Origin of the sequence: Clostridium chauvoei (assembly GCF_002327185.1) — a bacterium.
Lineage (GTDB): Bacteria > Bacillota > Clostridia > Clostridiales > Clostridiaceae > Clostridium > Clostridium chauvoei.
The window spans coordinates 186,191-203,010 of sequence record NZ_CP018624.1; the positions used below are offsets into that span (position 1 = coordinate 186,191).

The window sequence follows — 16,820 nt, forward strand, 5'->3', positions numbered from 1 at the left end:
GAGGTATTACTATGCCTAAAGTAGGAAAGGTAGTTCAAGTTATTGGACCAGTTGTTGATATAAAGTTTGATTCAGATGCACTTCCTAATATCTATAATGAAATTAGAATAGATATGGGAGACAAAATATTAGTATCTGAAGTTGAACAACATATAGGAGATGACATAGTAAGAACAATAGCTATGGAGTCTACAGATGGATTAAAAAGAGGAATGAAAGCTACTGATACAGGAAAATGTATTTCAGTACCAGTTGGTAAAGAAGTATTAGGTAGACTTTTCAACGTTTTAGGTAATCCAATAGATAATGCTGGTGATGTTGATATAAAAGAAGTTTATCCAATTCATAGACCAGCACCAAGTTTTAAAGAACAAGCTTTAGAACCTGAAATGTTTGAAACAGGTATTAAAGTTATAGATTTATTAGCACCTTATCAAAAAGGTGGTAAGATAGGACTATTTGGAGGAGCAGGTGTAGGTAAGACTGTTCTTATCCAAGAACTTATAAATAATATAGCTAAAGAACACGGTGGACTTTCAGTATTCACAGGTGTTGGAGAAAGATCAAGAGAAGGTAATGATTTATACTATGAAATGAAAGAATCTGGAGTTATAGATAAAACAGCTCTAGTATTTGGACAAATGAATGAATCACCAGGAGCTAGAATGAGAGTATCATTAACAGGCTTAACAATGGCTGAATATTTCAGAGATCAAGGTCAAGACGTTCTTTTATTCATAGATAACATATTTAGATTTACTCAAGCTGGATCAGAAGTATCAGCTTTACTTGGAAGAATACCATCAGCTGTTGGTTACCAACCAACATTAGCAACAGAAATGGGAGCACTTCAAGAAAGAATTACTTCAACTAAAAATGGATCAATAACTTCAGTTCAAGCGGTATATGTACCAGCGGATGACCTTACTGACCCAGCTCCAGCAACAACATTTACTCACCTTGATGCAACAACAGTTCTAGCAAGAAGTATAGCAGAACTTGGAATCTATCCAGCAGTTGATCCATTAGAATCATCATCAAGAATATTAGATCCAAGAATAGTTGGAAAAGAACATTATCAAATAGCAACTGATGTTAAGAATATACTTGAAAGATATAAAGAATTACAAGATATAATTGCAATTCTAGGTGTAGATGAATTATCTGATGAAGATAAAAATGTAGTTGCAAGAGCAAGAAGAGTTCAAAGATTCTTATCACAACCATTTACAGTTGCAGAACAATTTACAGGAATGCAAGGTAAATATGTACCTATAAAAGAAACTGTAAGAGGATTTAAAGAAATATTAGAAGGTAAATACGATAATTTACCAGAATCAGCATTTTTATTTGTAGGTAGTATTGAAGAAGCAGTTGAAAAAGCTAAAACCTTAGGATAAGGGGATGAAAAATTATGGCTAAGACTTTTAATGTAGAAATAATTACCCCTGGCACTGAACCAATTCGTATTGAAGTAGAGGCACTTCAAACTAATACTTCAAGTGGTGAAGTAGAATTTAAGGCTCATCATACTGCAATAATATTAAGTACTGTTCCAGCAACAACAACTATTACAACAGCAGATGGAAAAAAGAATATTTATTTACATCAAGCGGAATAGTTTATCTTAAAAATAATGTATTAAAATTCTGTTGTGATGCAGCTGAAGATGCATCAGATATAGATTTTAATAGAGCTGAAAACGCTAAGAAAAGAGCGGAAGAAAGATTAAAAGAAGATAAAGATATAGACATAGAGAGAGCAAAAATGGCATTAGCAAGAGCTAATGCTAGACTTCAAACTATAAGTATCAATCAATAAAGAGTGGTTTTACCACTCTTTTTTTTATAAATTAATTTATTAAGATATAAATTTTAGATATATACTAAATATAGAAATACTTTGACAATCTATCACAAATTTCAACTAAATTTATATACTATATTATAGGTTTAAATTTTGTATAATATTTCAAAAATTAGACAATAATTTAGAGGAAAGGTAGGGATGGATATGATAAGAAAGTTAAAACTAATCCCTTTTATAATCTTTTCTCTATTGTTTATTGGAGCAGTACCGTTAGCTCAATCAGAAGAGTATAGTAGCTTTAATAAATTAGAAGATAAAGTTATAAAAGAATGTGATTTCATTCAAAATGGAGTAAAAATGGAATATTGCTCAAAGGAATCTTTGGAATATGAATATGCTAGATTAGCAGAGACTTTAAAGAAAAATATTAAAAGCAATTTACAATTAGAACAAAATAAAATTATATACAAGGATCTAGAACGAGAAATTAGTGTAAATATATGGAGTGAAGGTAGTAAAACAAAAGTTGAAGTTATTTATTTAAATAATTTAAATACCAAAAACTCTTTTGATTTAAATAAAGAATTAGCAAAATTACAAAATAAAAAATCTATGCAAGTAAGATATTTTAGTTTCATAAAGGGAAAGATAAAATCATCAGATAGAAATTATGTACAAGAAATACTAAATAATGAAGTAAAAGAGGGTACATTAGAAAGCTTAGATATTCATAATGGTTATGTAGCAAAAGCTAAATTAAAAGATAACCAAAAAATAAATTTAAGCTATGTGAGATACAATACGGGTGAATACATAGTTGTAGGTACACCTATGATATTCATAACATACTAACAATTTATTGTGGAGGATAATATGGAAAAAATTATAGTTAAAGGTGGAAAAAAACTAACTGGTGAGGTAGATATAAGTCTAGCAAAAAACTCAGTTTTACCTATAATGGTAGCTAGTATATTAAGCCCAAATGAAGTAACAATAAAAAATGCACCTTTATTAGAAGATGTTTTAGTTTTAGCAAATTTACTTGATGGATTAAATTGTGATGTAGATTTTTCAGAAGTAACTGGAGATTTAAGAATTAATACTAATAAACTAAATCCTATGGATACAAATAATGATTTAATAAGAAAAATGAGAGCTTCTTTTTTGATTATGGGTCCTATGTTATCTAGATTTGGAAGTTGTAAAATATCGCTTCCAGGAGGCTGTAACATAGGAAGTAGACCAGTAGATTTACACTTAAAAGGCTTTAAAATGTTAGGAGCAGATATTGAAATAGGACATGGTTTTGTAGAAGCAAAGGCAAAACAATTAAGAGGTAATAGAATATATTTAGATTTTCCGTCAGTTGGAGCTACAGAAAATCTCTTAATGGCATCTGTATTAGCAAAAGGAACAACAATAATAGAGAATGCAGCGGAAGAACCAGAAATTTGGGACTTAGCTAACTTTTTAAACTCTATGGGAGCTCATATTGAAGGAGCAGGAATGGGAAGAATAACAATAGAAGGGGTAGAATCATTAAAAGGAGTAGAGTATAAACCTCTTTATGATAGGATAGAAGCAGGAACATTTATGGTTGCAGCAGCTATAACTAATAGTATAATTACTATTAATGGCGTTAATGAAGAACATTTAAGACCAACTATTGAGAAGCTAAAAGAATGTGGAGTAAAATTTGAAACAAAAGGAAATAGTATGATTGTAGATGGAAGAGGCCCTAAAAAGCCTGTTGATATAAAAACATTACCATATCCAGGTTTCCCAACAGATATGCAACCACAAATGATGAGTTTATTATCATTGACTAAAGGCTCTAGCGTAGTTACTGAAACTGTATTTGAAAATAGATTTATGCATGTAGCAGAATTAGTAAGAATGGGTGCTAATATAAAAATAGATGGAAGAACGGCAATTATAGATGGGGTAGAATCATTAACTGGTTGTGATGTCAAAGCCACAGATTTAAGAGCTGGAGCAGCTATGATTTTAGCAGGATTAACAGCTCAAGGAGAAACTCAAATTGGAGATTTATATCATATAGATAGAGGATACACTAATATTGAGGAAAAATTCAGAAAATTAGGCGCAGATGTATATAGAATTGATAAATAAAAATAAATACATCTATCCAGTTAAAGAACTTAGATTTTATGTCTAAGTTCTTTAACTTTTAAAAGATAATTTTTCATTTATATAATAGAACTTTACATAGAAAAAATAAAATAAAGTATATTTTAAAAAATAAAATAATATATTAAACTGTAGAAAATTTACAGGAGGGCGAAGATGAAAAAAGAAATAACATTACCTGAAGGAGTAACGCTTTTAATTACAATTAGTGTATTAGTTTTATTTTTTATGATTGCAATACCGGTTGTTGTTATAAATTCAGCGGATAAATCTAATAGTAAAGAAGCACCAACAAAGCCACCAGAAGTCGTTACAGAAAAAGCTACGACTATAGAAATGGATGGCAGTGAAACAATAAAGGTTTTTATAACTAATGAAAATAAGGTTATAGAAGTTCCTTTAGAAGAGTATGTACAGAGTGTAGTATCTGGAGAAATGCCTGCAAGTTTTGAACCAGAAGCTTTAAAAGCACAAGCTATAGCAGCTAGAACATATGTAGCAACTAAAAAATTAAAACAATGTGAGAAAGCTAAAAGCGTAGGAGCGGATGTTTGTGATACGACACATTGCCAAGTATATTTAACTAAGGAAAGCAGGATGAATAAATGGAGTGAAGCAGATAAGGAAAGTAATTGGAAGAAGATAGAGGAAGCGGTAAGTGCTACTAAGGGACAAGTTTTAACTTATGATGGTAATCTAGTTATGTATCCACAATTTTTTGCAACAAGTTCAGGTAAAACAGAAAATTCCGTAGATGTTTTTTCAAATAGTGTACCATATTTAGTTTCAACAGAGAGTTCAGGGGAAGAAATAGCACCTAAGTTTACAAGTGAAAAACCTATTAATATAGATGAATTTATAAATACTATAAATTCAAGTTATCCTAATGCTTCTTTAAGTGCAGATAATTTATCTGGAAATATTGAGATTATAGAAAGAAGCGAAGCTGGTGGAGTAAAACAAATAAGAGTTGGAAAAGAGAAAATTAAAGGTACAGATTTTAGACATTTACTTAAGTTAAACTCAACTAATTTTCAATTTGAAGTAGCTGGAAATGAAGTGGTATTTAAGTGCAAAGGCTATGGACATGGGGTAGGTATGAGTCAATGGGGAGCAAATGTTATGGCTAAAGAAGGAAAGGGATATGAAGAGATATTAGCGCATTACTATACAGGTATAGAATTAAAAGAATTAGTATTTAAATAATAAAATATAGTCAAAAAGAAGGTTTAGAAATGATATTTTCTAAACCTTCTTTTTATACAAGAATTTAGAAATTAGATATTAATTATCGTTATATTTGGCAAATAATGTTGAAATTTGATGTAAATAAAACTTTTAATATGTGTATTAATTCAGGAGAACAGGCAAGAATACAAAAAGGAGGTGTTGATATGGACCAAAATAAAAAAGATAAAGTAAAAAACTTTTTTAGAAAGGAGGGCTTTTATTTAGTTCTATTCCTTTGTTTATGTTTAGTAGCAACTGTAACAGTTGTAACAAGTAAGAAAAACAAGATTTCAAAAGAAAAAGTACAACAATCAGAAAAGGAATTTACATTAAATGTTGATGATAAAGCTACATCTGAGGCTCAAAAGCAAAATGCAGATAGAGTTAAAAATAATACAGAAAAAGAAGTAGCTCAAGCTCAACAAGAGGAAGAAGTTGCAACAACTGAGGAAGATACTAATGTTTCAGCAGGAACTACTACAGAAGTAAAGTTCAGTAACCCAATTGAAGGGACTATTTCTAGAGTATATTCATATCCAAAACCACAGGAAATGAAAGATGGAACAAGTAGAAACATTAGAGGAATAGACATAAAAGCTACAGTAGGAACAGAAGTTAAATCTGCTGCTGTTGGAGAAGTAAAAGAAATTTCAAAGAGAGCAGAAGAAGGGAATTATGTTGTTATTGCACATGCAAATGGCATTAATACCAAATATTGTAATTTAGGTTCAGACATGAAAGTTAAAGTTGGGGATAAGGTAACAGAAGAAACTGTTATTGGAACAGTTGGAGATACTTCAAAAATATTTTCAAATAATGAATTTGGCGAACATTTAAATTTACAAGTTCAAGATTCAAATGGAAAAGATTTAAATCCAACAACATATTTCAATTATAAAGCACAATAAAACATAAAAAAGTATTTTCATCAGTCATTTTTATAGAAAAGACTGATGAAAATACAAAATTAATTTAATAAGGAGGTAGCATTTTGAAAGATTATATTCAAGAAAGGGTATTAGAGGTAGCGCAATATATAATAGATTCTAAGGATACAATAAGAAAAACAGCAAAGGTCTTTGGTGTAAGTAAAAGTACTATACACAAAGATATGACAGAAAGGCTGCCAAAGATAAATCCAGTAATAGCAGAACAGACACATACAATTCTAGAATTAAATAAAGCAGAAAGACATATTAGAGGTGGAAAAGCCACTAAATTAAAATATAAAGCAGTAGATTAATAAGTAAGATTAAAGTGTAAAGGGTAAAAATTATTGAATCATTACCATATTCCATATATAATAAAAAAATGAGAAAAAATTTTGTGATATTTTAGTATGATTTAAATATAATAGGAGTGAGTAAGGAATGTGGTTTTGGAGAAATGGGACTAACTTAGGAATTGATTTAGGAACAGCAACGGTTTTAGTTTATGCTAAGGGAAAAGGTATAATCTTAAAAGAACCATCAGTTGTTGCTATTAATAAAAGCAATAATAAAGTACTTGCTGTAGGCGAAGAAGCGAGAAAAATGATTGGAAGAACTCCAGGTAATATAGTTGCAGTTCGTCCATTAAGAGATGGTGTTATATCAGATTATGACATAACAGAAAAAATGTTAAAAGAATTTATAAAAAAAGCATATGGAAAAAGTAAAATTACTGCTCCAAAAGTAATGGTTTGTGTTCCTTCACAAGCAACAGAGGTAGAAAAAAGAGCTGTAATGGATGCTACAAGAAATTCAGGAGCTAAAAGAGTACATATTATTGAAGAACCTTTAGCAGCGGCAATAGGTGCTGGTTTAGATATAACCAAGCCTAATGGGTCAATGGTAGTTGATATTGGTGGTGGAACAACTGATATTGCAGTAATATCTCTTGGTGGAGTAGTTGTTAGAGCTTCAATAAAGGTAGCAGGAGATACTTTTGATGATGCTATAATAAAATATGTTAGAAATAAATATAAGATTATGATTGGAGAAAAAACAGCTGAAGATTTAAAGATAACAGTTGGAGCGGCATTTGTAGGCTCAAGAGATTTAACTACTACTATGAAAGGTAGAAATTTAGTTACAGGATTACCAGATGAAGTTACAGTTGCAACGTCGGAAATAGCTGAAGCTTTAAAAGAATCAGTAACTTTAATTGTTGAACAAGTTAAGTCTGTTTTAGAAAAGACACCACCAGAACTAGCTGCAGATATAATAGAAAAAGGAATTTTAATGACAGGTGGAGGATCTTTATTAGATGGTCTAGATAAGTTAATAGAAAAAGAAACTGGCGTAGGGGTTTCTGTTGCAAATAATCCAGTGGAAGCAGTAGTAGAAGGAACAGGAAAAGTTTTAGGATATTTAGATAAATTAGATTCATCATTAATTGGACAAGAGATAACATTAATTGATTAATATTATATAACATATAGGTATAGAATTAGAATTCTATACCTTTTTTATATGTTTGTTCTAATTATCAATATTTGATAAATAATATCCTTTGCATATACCTCGAGCAATTACTTTAGCCATACTCATAATTAAATGAAGACGAATACTTCTAGATGTGAAGAATTCAGCATTATCACTAGAATCAACTATTCCTATAATTGATGTAGAACCAACGTCAGGAAGTCGTTTGCCAACCCCTTTACCAGGATGGATAGGATAGTTTCTTACGTGAATTTCACCTATTGACTTTGCATCACCTAAACAAGCATCAATTCCAATTATATTAGCGTTAGGATGAAGTTTTTTTATTTGTGATAGGCGATGTTCTATATTTAAAGCATGGATAGGTGCCTCTATGGTTCCATAAACAGGTAACTTAAATTGGTTATCTATTAAGTATGTACCTACTAAAGGTCCTAGACAGTCACCAATGCATTTATCAGTACCAATACAAACTATTACTGTATTTTTAGATATATAGTTTTTCAACACATTAGCTATTTCGTAGTAAGCTAAATCAGACTCATAAAAAACTTTATGTTTTATCAAAGCTTCACCCCCTATGGATAATATATATGAGAAGAGTATTAAGAATATAATAGTTATTGGCAAAAAATACATAAAGAAAAGTAAGGTTTTATAAGATAATAAAATAGATGAGCATTAGTAATTAAAAAAAATGCTAATAGGATTAAATGGGAGAAATATAGAGATAAAACAAGAAAAATAAAAATAATTTTAATAAATAACTATAAATAACACTTGAAATTAATACTTAATGATTATATACTAGTCATTGTCAGTTGAGCGGATATAAATTTGTTCAGGGGACATAAGAAATTAAAAGTTAATTATGGGGGAGTTCCCGAGTGGCCAAAGGGGGCAGACTGTAAATCTGTTACGTTTCGTTTCGATGGTTCGAATCCGTCCTCCCCCACCATTTTTAACTTTGAAAAAATATGCTGGCATGGCTCAACGGTAGAGCAGCTGACTTGTAATCAGCAGGTTGTAGGTTCGATTCCTATTGCCAGCTCCAAATAAAATGGGGGAGTTCCCGAGTGGCCAAAGGGGGCAGACTGTAAATCTGTTACGTTTCGTTTCGATGGTTCGAATCCGTCCTCCCCCACCATTTTATTAAAACTAACTTAAATTATTTAAGGGCGCATAGCTCAGCTGGGAGAGCATCTGCCTTACAAGCAGAGGGTCACAGGTTCGATCCCTGTTGTGCCCACCACTTAAATTAAAATAAAATATACGCTGGCATGGCTCAACGGTAGAGCAGCTGACTTGTAATCAGCAGGTTGTAGGTTCGATTCCTATTGCCAGCTCCAATAATGGGGGAGTTCCCGAGTGGCCAAAGGGGGCAGACTGTAAATCTGTTACGTTTCGTTTCGATGGTTCGAATCCGTCCTCCCCCACCATTAAAGCAAGATATTAATCTTGCTTTTTTTATTTTTCTAAAATAGTATTTTAAATAATGTTTTGAATTAACAGAATAAAAAATGTTGACCTATAGAATAAAAAATGTTATAATCTGTTTCGAATAAAATTGATATTAGTTCTTATCCAGAGAGGTGGAGGGAAAGGGCCCTACGAAACCCGGCAACCTGTGATTTCACAAAGGTGCCAATTCCTGTGGAATATTATTTCACAAGATAAGAAAGAGTTTGACGTTTATAGTCTCTTCTTATCGAAGAGACTTTTTTTATTTTAAAATTAACTTTAGATTATAACAATTGTATATAGAATTAATATCAAATAAATTGAAGGGAGTTTATTATATGAGAAGATTATTTACATCAGAATCAGTTACAGAAGGGCATCCAGATAAAATCTGTGATCAAATTTCAGATGCTGTATTAGACAGTATATTAGAAAAAGATCCTAATGCTAGAGTTGCTTGTGAAACAGCAGTTACTACAGGTATGGTATTAGTTATGGGTGAGATATCAACTAATTGTTATGTTGATATTCCAAAAGTTGTTAGAGAAACAATAAAAGAAATAGGATACGATAGAGCTAAATATGGATTTGATTGTGCTACATGCTCAGTTTTAACATCAATAGATGAACAATCAACTGATATAGCAATGGGTGTAGACGAAGCTTTAGAATCAAGACAAGGTGAGAAGGATGCTGTTGAAGCTGTAGGGGCTGGAGATCAAGGTATGATGTTTGGTTTTGCAACAAATGAAACAGAAGAATATATGCCATTACCAATAGCTATGGCTCATAGACTATCTAGAAGATTATCAGAAGTAAGAAAAAATGGTCAATTATCATATTTAAGACCAGATGGAAAGACTCAAGTTACAGTAGAGTACGATGATAATAAAGTTATAAGAATAGATGCAATAGTAATATCAACTCAACATGGAGAAGATGTTACACAAGAACAAATAAGACAAGACTTAATGGAACATGTAATAAGAGCTGTAGTTCCAGCAGAATTATTAGATGAAAACACTAAATACTTTATAAATCCAACAGGTAGATTTGTAGTTGGAGGTCCTCAAGGAGATTCAGGATTAACAGGAAGAAAAATAATTGTTGATACTTATGGTGGAGCTGGAAGACACGGTGGTGGAGCATTCTCAGGAAAAGATCCAACAAAAGTTGATAGATCAGCAGCCTATGCAGCAAGATGGGTAGCTAAGAACTTAGTAGCAGCAGGAATTGCTGATAAGTTAGAAGTACAATTAGCATACGCTATAGGAGTTGCTAAACCAGTATCAATATCAATAGAAACTTTTGGAACTGGTAAAAAGTCAGAGGAAGAAATAGCTTCAATCGTAGAAAAAGTATTTGACTTAAGACCAGGTGCAATAATAAGAGATTTAGGGTTAAGAAGACCATTATACAAACAAACAGCAGCATATGGCCACTTTGGAAGAAATGACCTTAACTTACCATGGGAACAATTAAATAAAGTAGAAGAAATAAAAAAATATATCTAATAGCAATTAGATATAAAGAAAAGATATAGAGTATGTAACTATCATATTCTATATCTTTTTTATTAATTTTATGCAGTATGAACAACTTTTCCGTTAACGATTACTTTCTTTACATTTATATTTTCATCAAATAATACTAAGTCAGCATCATAACCTTCTTTTATAAGACCTTTTCTATCTTCAACTTTACAATGTCTAGCTCCATTAAATGTTGCCATTTTTACTACTTCATTTAATGAATAGTTTGTATTGTTATACACATTTCTAATAGCTTTATCTAAAGTTAATACTGAACCAGCTAAGCTACCAGTAGTTAATCTTGCAGCACCATCAGAAACTACAACATCTTGGCCACCAAGAGAATACATACCATCAGGCATTCCACATGCCATCATAGCATCAGTTACTAATAAAACCTTATCAGTTGTTTTTTGATTATAAGCGACTCTTAATGATGGGTATGAAATATGAATTCCATCAGAGATAGTTTCAGTAGTTATATTACTATCAAAAATTGCTCCAACAACACCAGGTTCTCTATGAGAAAATGGAGTCATAGCATTAAATAAGTGAGTTGAGTGACAACATCCGCATTTAATACCTTCCATAGCTTCTGCATAAGTGGTTTTTGTATGACCCATTGAGCAAACAATACCTTCAACAGATAAGTGTTTAATTAAATCAGTTGCTCCAGGAACTTCAGGGGCAATTGTTATTGAAATAACAGCATCCTTAGCATCGCCCACCATAGAGTTATAATTTTCAATAGTTGGAGGAATTAAAAATTTAGGATTTTGAGCTCCAATAGCACTAGGACTTATAAAAGGACCTTCTAAGTGAGCTCCCAAAACTATTGCTCCATCAGTACCGTTTTCTTTACATTTTTTTATAGATTCCATAGATTTTCTTATATCATCTATAGAAACAGTCATAGTAGTTGGTGTAAATGAAGTAGTCCCATGTTTTACTATTGCTTTAGATATTTCATTTATAGCCTCAACAGTACCATCCATAGTATCGTAACCAGCAGCACCGTGAATGTGAACATCTATAAATCCAGGAGATAAATATAATCCTTCTCCATTAATAACATCATTACAGTTTATGTTAGTTGGGTTAATTTCTTTAATTTTACCATCTTCTATTAGTACAGAACCGTTTTCAATTCTGTCTAAGAAAATAATATTACAGTTTTTAATTAACATAATACACCTCCATATTTTTTTTCTTAAGTCCACAAATTATTAGATAATAAATTTTTGAAATTAGACTTATGTTATAATTATATAATAAAAAGTATAAGATTAAAATATTATTAAAAGATTTGGAGCGATAATATGGAAATCCTAAATGGAGTTATTGAAACGATTGTATTTAAAAGTGAAGATACAGGATATGTAGTTTCAAAAGTAAGAGTAGATAAAGAGTTAATTAATGCAGTTGGTGTAGTACCTTTATTAAAGGAAGGTCAGCAAGTAAAAATTAAGGGTGATTGGGTACTGCATAAACAATTTGGAAGACAATTTAATATAAATGAATATGAGGAAGTATTACCAAGTTCAGTAGAAGGAATAGAAAAGTATTTAAGTACAGGTATAATTCGAGGAATAGGTCCAGTAACAGCAAAAAAAATAGTAGGGAAATTTGGTGAAAAAACTTTAGATATTTTAGATAATCATATAGAAATGTTACAAGATATAGAAGGTATAGGAGAAAAGAAGTATAAAATAATATACGAATCTTATCTTGAACAAAAAGATCTAAAAGATATTATAATTTATTTTCAAAATAATGGTATGACAACAAATCAATGTATAAAGATATACAAAAAATATAGTAATGCAGCTATAGATGTGGTAAAAGAAAATCCCTATGTACTTTCAGATGAAATTTCTGGTATAGGGTTTATAACAGCAGATAGAATAGCGAAAAGTCTTGGTATAGAAAATACATCACCCTTTAGAATACAAAGTGGAATTAGATATGTATTAAATCAATTTTCTGCTGCAGGGAATACATATATGCCAAAGGAAATGTTAATTGATGAAACTTCTAAGGTTTTAGTTGTTGATAAGGAATTAGTTGAAGAAAATATTTATAATGCAAGTTTAGATGGCAAAATAAAAATTGAAAAAATAGGAGAGATAGAAGGTGTTTTCTTAATACCATATTATTATTGTGAATTAGGTGTAACAAATAAAATAATAACTTTAGGGATAGAAAACTTTAGAACTATAAATACAGATGTAGAATTTGAAATAAAATCCTTTGAAAAGAAAAATAATATAGAATTTGCTCAATCACAAAGAGAAGCAATAATAGGTGCTTTTGATAATGGTATAGAAATAATAACAGGTGGACCAGGGACGGGAAAAACTACAATAATAAAGGCTATAATAGAGATTTATGAAAATAACGGAATGAAAGTTTTACTAGCAGCACCAACAGGAAGAGCTGCAAAAAGAATGACAGAGTCTACAGGTAGAGAAGCTAAAACTATACATAGATTATTAGAGATGGGGGTAAGTGATGAGGAAAATTCCTTTTTTGGAAAGGGAGAAACATCACCATTAGAAGGGGATGTAATAATTATAGATGAAGCATCCATGATTGATATAATGCTTATGCATAGTCTTTTAAAGGCTGTAAAATTAGGAACTAGATTAATTATAGTTGGAGATGTTGATCAGTTACCATCAGTAGGACCAGGAAATGTCCTTAAAGACTTAATAGAAAGTGAGTTTATTAAGGTAGTAAGGCTTAAGGATATCTTTAGACAGGGCAAAGAGAGTATGATTGTAACTAATGCGCATAAGATAAATAATGGGGAAATGCCAGAAACTAACAAAAAAGAAGGAGATTTCTTTTTTGAAAATAAGCAGGAATTAGACGATATATTAAATACAATTATAGATTTAATAAATAGAAGGCTACCTAATTTTAATAAAAGTTGGGATAAACTTAGAGATATGCAAGTGTTAACTCCTACAAGAAAAGGAATTTTAGGAGTTCAAAATTTAAATAATAAACTCCAAGAAGTTTTAAACCCTAAATCACCAAATAAAAAAGAAAAAGAATCGAAAGAAATGGTATTTAGGGAAGGGGATAAAGTCATGCAGACTAAAAACAATTATTCCCTTAAATGGTTTAGAATAAATGGAGATGGAGATAATGAAGGTGTTGGAGTCTTTAATGGAGATATGGGCTTTATAGAAAAGATAAATGAATCAGAAAAGACTATAACTATAATATTTGATGATGAAAGAAGAGTTATATATGATTACATATATCTAGATGAATTAGAATTAGCATATGCAATAACAATTCATAAAAGTCAAGGAAGCGAATTTAAAGTTATAATTACACCCGCATTTATGGGATCACCTTTTTTAATGAATAAAAATCTTTTATATACAGGAATAACAAGAGCTAAGGAACTTGTAGTAGTTGTTGGTATTCCGAAAGCATTAAAGTATATGGTTTCTAATGTTAGGAGTATGGATAGATATTCTTCTCTTAAAGAAAGAATCCTAGATGTAAAATCAGAAGAAGTTTTTAGTGAAGAATAAGGAGATTTATTATGGGGTACGAGAAAATAATTAATCATAAAGAATTTACTAATTGTTTAACTAAAATAAATAAATGGTATTTAAGAAAGTCAAAAATATTAAACATTATTACAAGCCCATATAATAGCACCTTAATATATTCTAGTATAATAAATGAAATTGCACGAAAAGGCGGAAATATACTGTATATATGGGGAAATAATTCGCCAAATGATGAACTTATAAAAGAAATAAAATTAAAGGATAAAGGAATAACTTATTCTTATATAGAAAAAGGGGAATCAGAAAAAACTATAACTTTTACAAGCTTTAAAAATATGATTAATGTAAGAGGAGAATATGATTTATGTATAATAGATGATATAAGTAAATTTTCATTAATGAATAAAGATGAATTAATAGAATTAATAGAGGCTATGTATATATATAGTAAAAGAATAATAGTCTACTCTATAGAAAGAATAGTTTCTATGGGAGAAAAAGTAGAGATATCATCCTTAATAAGTAATAAACCATATGTAGAACCTAGAATATTAAATACTAGAATTAAGCTAGATGATGATATTCCATACAGTTTATATGATTATTTACTTTGGTTTAGGGATAATAAAAGCAAGGTAATTATATATGCTCCAACTGAAGAAAAAGCTAGAAGAGTATATAAGCAGTATTCTAATACAATTAAAATATCAGGGGCGAAATTTTTGTTATTACTTAGAGATGGACCATTAAAAGAGTTAGAATCATCTTTAAAAATTAAAGATAAAGGAGTCTTTATAATAACAAATTATTTTGGAGATTATTTAAAAGCAATAACAGAATTAAATATTGTAGCACTTTTTTCAGATAATAGATTTTATTCTTATAAAAAAATAATATACTTATGTGCAGAGGCAGGAAAAAATCCTGAAAAGCATGGGGAAATTCTATTAGTATCTAGAGATATATCAAATGATATGGAGGAAGCAAAAAAATTCTCAAGGAATTTAAATAAAAAGATATGGGAAAAAGGTTTATTAAGATATTAAAAAACATTATAGAATATGTATTAGACATAATATATCCACCAGAGTCACAATGTATTTATTGCTATAAAGAGGATTATATAGGCTTATGTCCTCAATGTTTAACTAAGATAAAAAGAGTTAATGATGAGAATGAAATAAAATCATTTGCTTATTATAATGGGGTAGTTAAAAAACTTATCTTGGAATTAAAATATAAAAATAATTTTTATCAGCAAAAATTTTAGGGGAATTTATGTGCAACTTAATAAAAGAGAATGAAATTTTAGCAGATATAATTTTATATGTTCCATTATCAAAAAAGTCTTTAAAAATAAGAGGTTATAATCAAGCGGAGATAATTGCAAAAGTAATTTCAGAAAAGTTAGATATTCCAATATCTAATACATTAATAAAGGTTAAAGAAACAAAAGAACAGAAAACTTTATCTAAAGAAGAAAGAAGTATTAATTTAATAAATGCTTTTGATATAAAAAAGCCTAGTGACATAGAAAATAAGAGAATTATTTTAATAGATGATGTACTAACAACAGGTGCTACACTAAGAGAATGTGAAAAAATTTTAAAAAAATTTCGAGCTAGTACAATAAATATATTGACAGTAGCGAAAAGTAATATATAATATATTATTGTAATGTTAGGTCTGTGGATGAAAGTCGATGCCAGTCGCAGGCGAAACGATCCACGTAAGTTAGGAAAAGATTCTGATGAGCATGGTGCGGTATAGATGTAAGTCCTACCAATGAAAGTTGAGAGTGTTAGTAGTGAGAGGTTAAGTCCGAGTAGCAAAAGCTCCAGTAGGCGAGTGTGGGGGCAAAATCCAGGTCAGCTAGCATTATAATGAAAAGACTATTAATTCAAATGAGTTAAGGGTCTTTTTGTTGTATATTGAATAAAAAAAGAAGAAATATGGAGTAAAAAGAAGTGATATGAAGTAATAGGGGGTAATTTTCAGTAAATTCAGAATATTAAAATTGATTAAAAGATCTACTTAGGGGTATAATATAAATAACAAAACAACATAAATTAAATTTTGAAATCTTCTAAGTAAAACTTAGAATTTAGAGAGGGGATGACCTTATTATGAAAGTAACAGTTGTAACAAGAAATACCAAGTTAACACCAGCATTAAAGGAAATGGTAGAAAGAAAGATTTCAAAGATGGATAGGTACTTTGAGCCACATGTATCAGCTAAAGCGACATTAACAGTTCAAAAGAACAGACATATTGTAGAAGTAACGATACCTTTTAATGGCATAATATTAAGAGCAGAAGAAGCTACTGATGATATGTATAAATCAATTGACTTAGTAGAAGAAAAGTTAGAAAGACAAATAAGAAAGCAAAGAACAAAACTTGCTAGAAGGAATAATGAATCATTAAGATTCTCACATATAGATGAAGTTGCAATGGAAGAAGACGACGGAAAGGTTGTTAAAACAAAAAAGTTTGGTTTAAAACCAATGTCATCAGAGGAAGCTGTACTTCAAATGGAATTACTAGGTCATAGCTTTTTTGTATATCAAGATGCAGATAAAAATAAATTATGCGTTATGTATAAGAGAAAAGATGGAGATTATGGTCTGTTAGAACCAGAATATATTTAAAAAGAAGTGCCGTGGCACTTCTTTTTT

The 16,820-nt window shown here is 30.2% G+C and carries 17 protein-coding genes, 6 tRNA genes and 1 riboswitch; of the genes, 21 read left to right on the forward strand and 2 right to left on the reverse strand.

All coding sequences use genetic code 11. The annotated features are described in order from the left end of the window. The first annotated feature begins 11 nt into the window (after positions 1-11). From atpD to mreB, 9 genes are all read left to right on the forward strand, one after another. Complete coding sequence (atpD, locus tag BTM21_RS00935) at positions 12-1,400, forward strand: F0F1 ATP synthase subunit beta (protein ID WP_021876595.1); 1,389 nt, start codon at positions 12-14, stop codon at positions 1,398-1,400. Positions 1,401-1,414: 14 nt separating this feature from the next. After that, a complete protein-coding gene (locus BTM21_RS13875) occupies positions 1,415-1,621 on the forward strand; it encodes a hypothetical protein (protein WP_242969954.1) in 207 nt (68 codons plus the stop codon). A 59-nt stretch (positions 1,622-1,680) separates the two neighbouring features. Next, positions 1,681-1,821, forward strand: coding sequence for an ATP synthase delta/epsilon chain alpha-helix domain-containing protein (locus BTM21_RS13880; protein WP_242969964.1), 141 nt, complete (start codon positions 1,681-1,683; stop codon positions 1,819-1,821). Positions 1,822-2,013: 192 nt separating this feature from the next. Beyond that, positions 2,014-2,661: a hypothetical protein gene (locus tag BTM21_RS00945; protein WP_131431660.1), complete on the forward strand. Its 648-nt coding sequence runs from the start codon at positions 2,014-2,016 to the stop codon at positions 2,659-2,661. A gap of 21 nt (positions 2,662-2,682) precedes the next feature. Next, positions 2,683-3,942 carry a UDP-N-acetylglucosamine 1-carboxyvinyltransferase gene (murA, locus tag BTM21_RS00950; RefSeq protein ID WP_079481633.1) on the forward strand — a complete coding sequence of 420 codons (1,260 nt, stop codon included), beginning with the start codon at positions 2,683-2,685 and terminating at the stop codon, positions 3,940-3,942. A gap of 174 nt (positions 3,943-4,116) precedes the next feature. Then, positions 4,117-5,166 carry a stage II sporulation protein D gene (spoIID, locus tag BTM21_RS00955; protein WP_021876591.1) on the forward strand — a complete coding sequence of 350 codons (1,050 nt, stop codon included), beginning with the start codon at positions 4,117-4,119 and terminating at the stop codon, positions 5,164-5,166. Positions 5,167-5,354: 188 nt separating this feature from the next. Continuing rightward, positions 5,355-6,098, forward strand: coding sequence for a peptidoglycan DD-metalloendopeptidase family protein (locus BTM21_RS00960; protein WP_079481632.1), 744 nt, complete (start codon positions 5,355-5,357; stop codon positions 6,096-6,098). A gap of 83 nt (positions 6,099-6,181) precedes the next feature. After that, complete coding sequence (spoIIID, locus tag BTM21_RS00965) at positions 6,182-6,433, forward strand: sporulation transcriptional regulator SpoIIID (protein WP_021876589.1); 252 nt, start codon at positions 6,182-6,184, stop codon at positions 6,431-6,433. Positions 6,434-6,560: 127 nt separating this feature from the next. Next, positions 6,561-7,595, forward strand: a complete 1,035-nt coding sequence (gene mreB / locus BTM21_RS00970; RefSeq protein ID WP_021876588.1) for a rod shape-determining protein MreB — start codon at positions 6,561-6,563, stop codon at positions 7,593-7,595. A gap of 57 nt (positions 7,596-7,652) precedes the next feature. On the opposite strand, the gene yyaC is transcribed toward mreB, so the two are convergent. Continuing rightward, on the reverse strand, positions 7,653-8,183 hold the full coding sequence (gene yyaC, locus BTM21_RS00975) for a spore protease YyaC (RefSeq protein WP_079481631.1): 531 nt from the start codon (positions 8,181-8,183) through the stop codon (positions 7,653-7,655). A 306-nt stretch (positions 8,184-8,489) separates the two neighbouring features. Between yyaC and BTM21_RS00980 the strand changes: the two genes are divergently transcribed. The 7 genes from BTM21_RS00980 (at position 8,490) to metK (ending at position 10,591) form a co-directional block, all read left to right on the forward strand. Beyond that, positions 8,490-8,574: transfer RNA gene (locus BTM21_RS00980), tRNA-Tyr, on the forward strand. Positions 8,575-8,595: 21 nt separating this feature from the next. Beyond that, a tRNA-Thr gene (locus BTM21_RS00985) sits at positions 8,596-8,670 on the forward strand. Positions 8,671-8,678: 8 nt separating this feature from the next. Then, a tRNA-Tyr gene (locus BTM21_RS00990) sits at positions 8,679-8,763 on the forward strand. 29 nt (positions 8,764-8,792) lie between these two features. Beyond that, a tRNA-Val gene (locus BTM21_RS00995) sits at positions 8,793-8,868 on the forward strand. 22 nt (positions 8,869-8,890) lie between these two features. After that, positions 8,891-8,965, forward strand: a tRNA-Thr gene (locus BTM21_RS01000). 5 nt (positions 8,966-8,970) lie between these two features. Further along, positions 8,971-9,055, forward strand: a tRNA-Tyr gene (locus BTM21_RS01005). A 138-nt stretch (positions 9,056-9,193) separates the two neighbouring features. After that, positions 9,194-9,296: riboswitch (SAM riboswitch) on the forward strand. Between the two features lie 119 nt (positions 9,297-9,415). Then, positions 9,416-10,591, forward strand: a complete 1,176-nt coding sequence (gene metK, locus BTM21_RS01010) for a methionine adenosyltransferase (RefSeq protein WP_079481630.1) — start codon at positions 9,416-9,418, stop codon at positions 10,589-10,591. A 68-nt stretch (positions 10,592-10,659) separates the two neighbouring features. On the opposite strand, the gene nagA is transcribed toward metK, so the two are convergent. Beyond that, positions 10,660-11,796 (reverse strand): N-acetylglucosamine-6-phosphate deacetylase, encoded by a 1,137-nt coding sequence (nagA, locus tag BTM21_RS01015; RefSeq protein WP_021876585.1) that lies wholly within the window; start codon positions 11,794-11,796, stop codon positions 10,660-10,662. 132 nt (positions 11,797-11,928) lie between these two features. On the opposite strand from nagA, the gene recD2 reads away from it, so the two are divergent. From recD2 to hpf, 5 genes are all read left to right on the forward strand, one after another. Then, positions 11,929-14,160, forward strand: a complete 2,232-nt coding sequence (gene recD2 / locus BTM21_RS01020; RefSeq protein WP_021876584.1) for an SF1B family DNA helicase RecD2 — start codon at positions 11,929-11,931, stop codon at positions 14,158-14,160. Between the two features lie 11 nt (positions 14,161-14,171). Further along, the gene (locus BTM21_RS01025; RefSeq protein WP_079481629.1) at positions 14,172-15,188 is read left to right on the forward strand and encodes a hypothetical protein; all 1,017 of its coding nucleotides are present in this window, start codon (positions 14,172-14,174) and stop codon (positions 15,186-15,188) included. Continuing rightward, entirely contained in the window at positions 15,161-15,412 is a 252-nt protein-coding gene (locus BTM21_RS13885) for a ComF family protein (protein ID WP_242944819.1), read from the forward strand. Before BTM21_RS01025 ends, BTM21_RS13885 begins: the two co-directional genes overlap by 28 nt. Before the next feature lie 8 nt (positions 15,413-15,420). Continuing rightward, positions 15,421-15,807, forward strand: a complete 387-nt coding sequence (locus tag BTM21_RS13890; protein WP_021876582.1) for a ComF family protein — start codon at positions 15,421-15,423, stop codon at positions 15,805-15,807. A gap of 461 nt (positions 15,808-16,268) precedes the next feature. After that, positions 16,269-16,793, forward strand: a complete 525-nt coding sequence (gene hpf / locus BTM21_RS01035; protein ID WP_021876581.1) for a ribosome hibernation-promoting factor, HPF/YfiA family — start codon at positions 16,269-16,271, stop codon at positions 16,791-16,793. The last annotated feature ends 27 nt before the right edge of the window (positions 16,794-16,820 follow it).

Bases quoted from the DNA above. Each gene is read 5' to 3' on its own strand.
- nagA (WP_021876585.1), bottom strand. From the start codon at position 11,796: ATGTTAATTAAAAACTGTAATATTATTTTCTTAGACAGAATTGAAAAC.
- metK (WP_079481630.1), top strand. From the start codon at position 9,416: ATGAGAAGATTATTTACATCAGAATCAGTTACAGAAGGGCATCCAGAT.
- spoIID (WP_021876591.1), top strand. From the start codon at position 4,117: ATGAAAAAAGAAATAACATTACCTGAAGGAGTAACGCTTTTAATTACA.
- BTM21_RS01025 (WP_079481629.1), top strand. From the start codon at position 14,172: ATGGGGTACGAGAAAATAATTAATCATAAAGAATTTACTAATTGTTTA.
- recD2 (WP_021876584.1), top strand. From the start codon at position 11,929: ATGGAAATCCTAAATGGAGTTATTGAAACGATTGTATTTAAAAGTGAA.
- BTM21_RS00960 (WP_079481632.1), top strand. From the start codon at position 5,355: ATGGACCAAAATAAAAAAGATAAAGTAAAAAACTTTTTTAGAAAGGAG.
- BTM21_RS13885 (WP_242944819.1), top strand. From the start codon at position 15,161: ATGGGAAAAAGGTTTATTAAGATATTAAAAAACATTATAGAATATGTA.
- BTM21_RS13875 (WP_242969954.1), top strand. From the start codon at position 1,415: ATGGCTAAGACTTTTAATGTAGAAATAATTACCCCTGGCACTGAACCA.
- hpf (WP_021876581.1), top strand. From the start codon at position 16,269: ATGAAAGTAACAGTTGTAACAAGAAATACCAAGTTAACACCAGCATTA.
- BTM21_RS00945 (WP_131431660.1), top strand. From the start codon at position 2,014: ATGATAAGAAAGTTAAAACTAATCCCTTTTATAATCTTTTCTCTATTG.
- murA (WP_079481633.1), top strand. From the start codon at position 2,683: ATGGAAAAAATTATAGTTAAAGGTGGAAAAAAACTAACTGGTGAGGTA.
- atpD (WP_021876595.1), top strand. From the start codon at position 12: ATGCCTAAAGTAGGAAAGGTAGTTCAAGTTATTGGACCAGTTGTTGAT.
- mreB (WP_021876588.1), top strand. From the start codon at position 6,561: ATGTGGTTTTGGAGAAATGGGACTAACTTAGGAATTGATTTAGGAACA.
- BTM21_RS13890 (WP_021876582.1), top strand. From the start codon at position 15,421: ATGTGCAACTTAATAAAAGAGAATGAAATTTTAGCAGATATAATTTTA.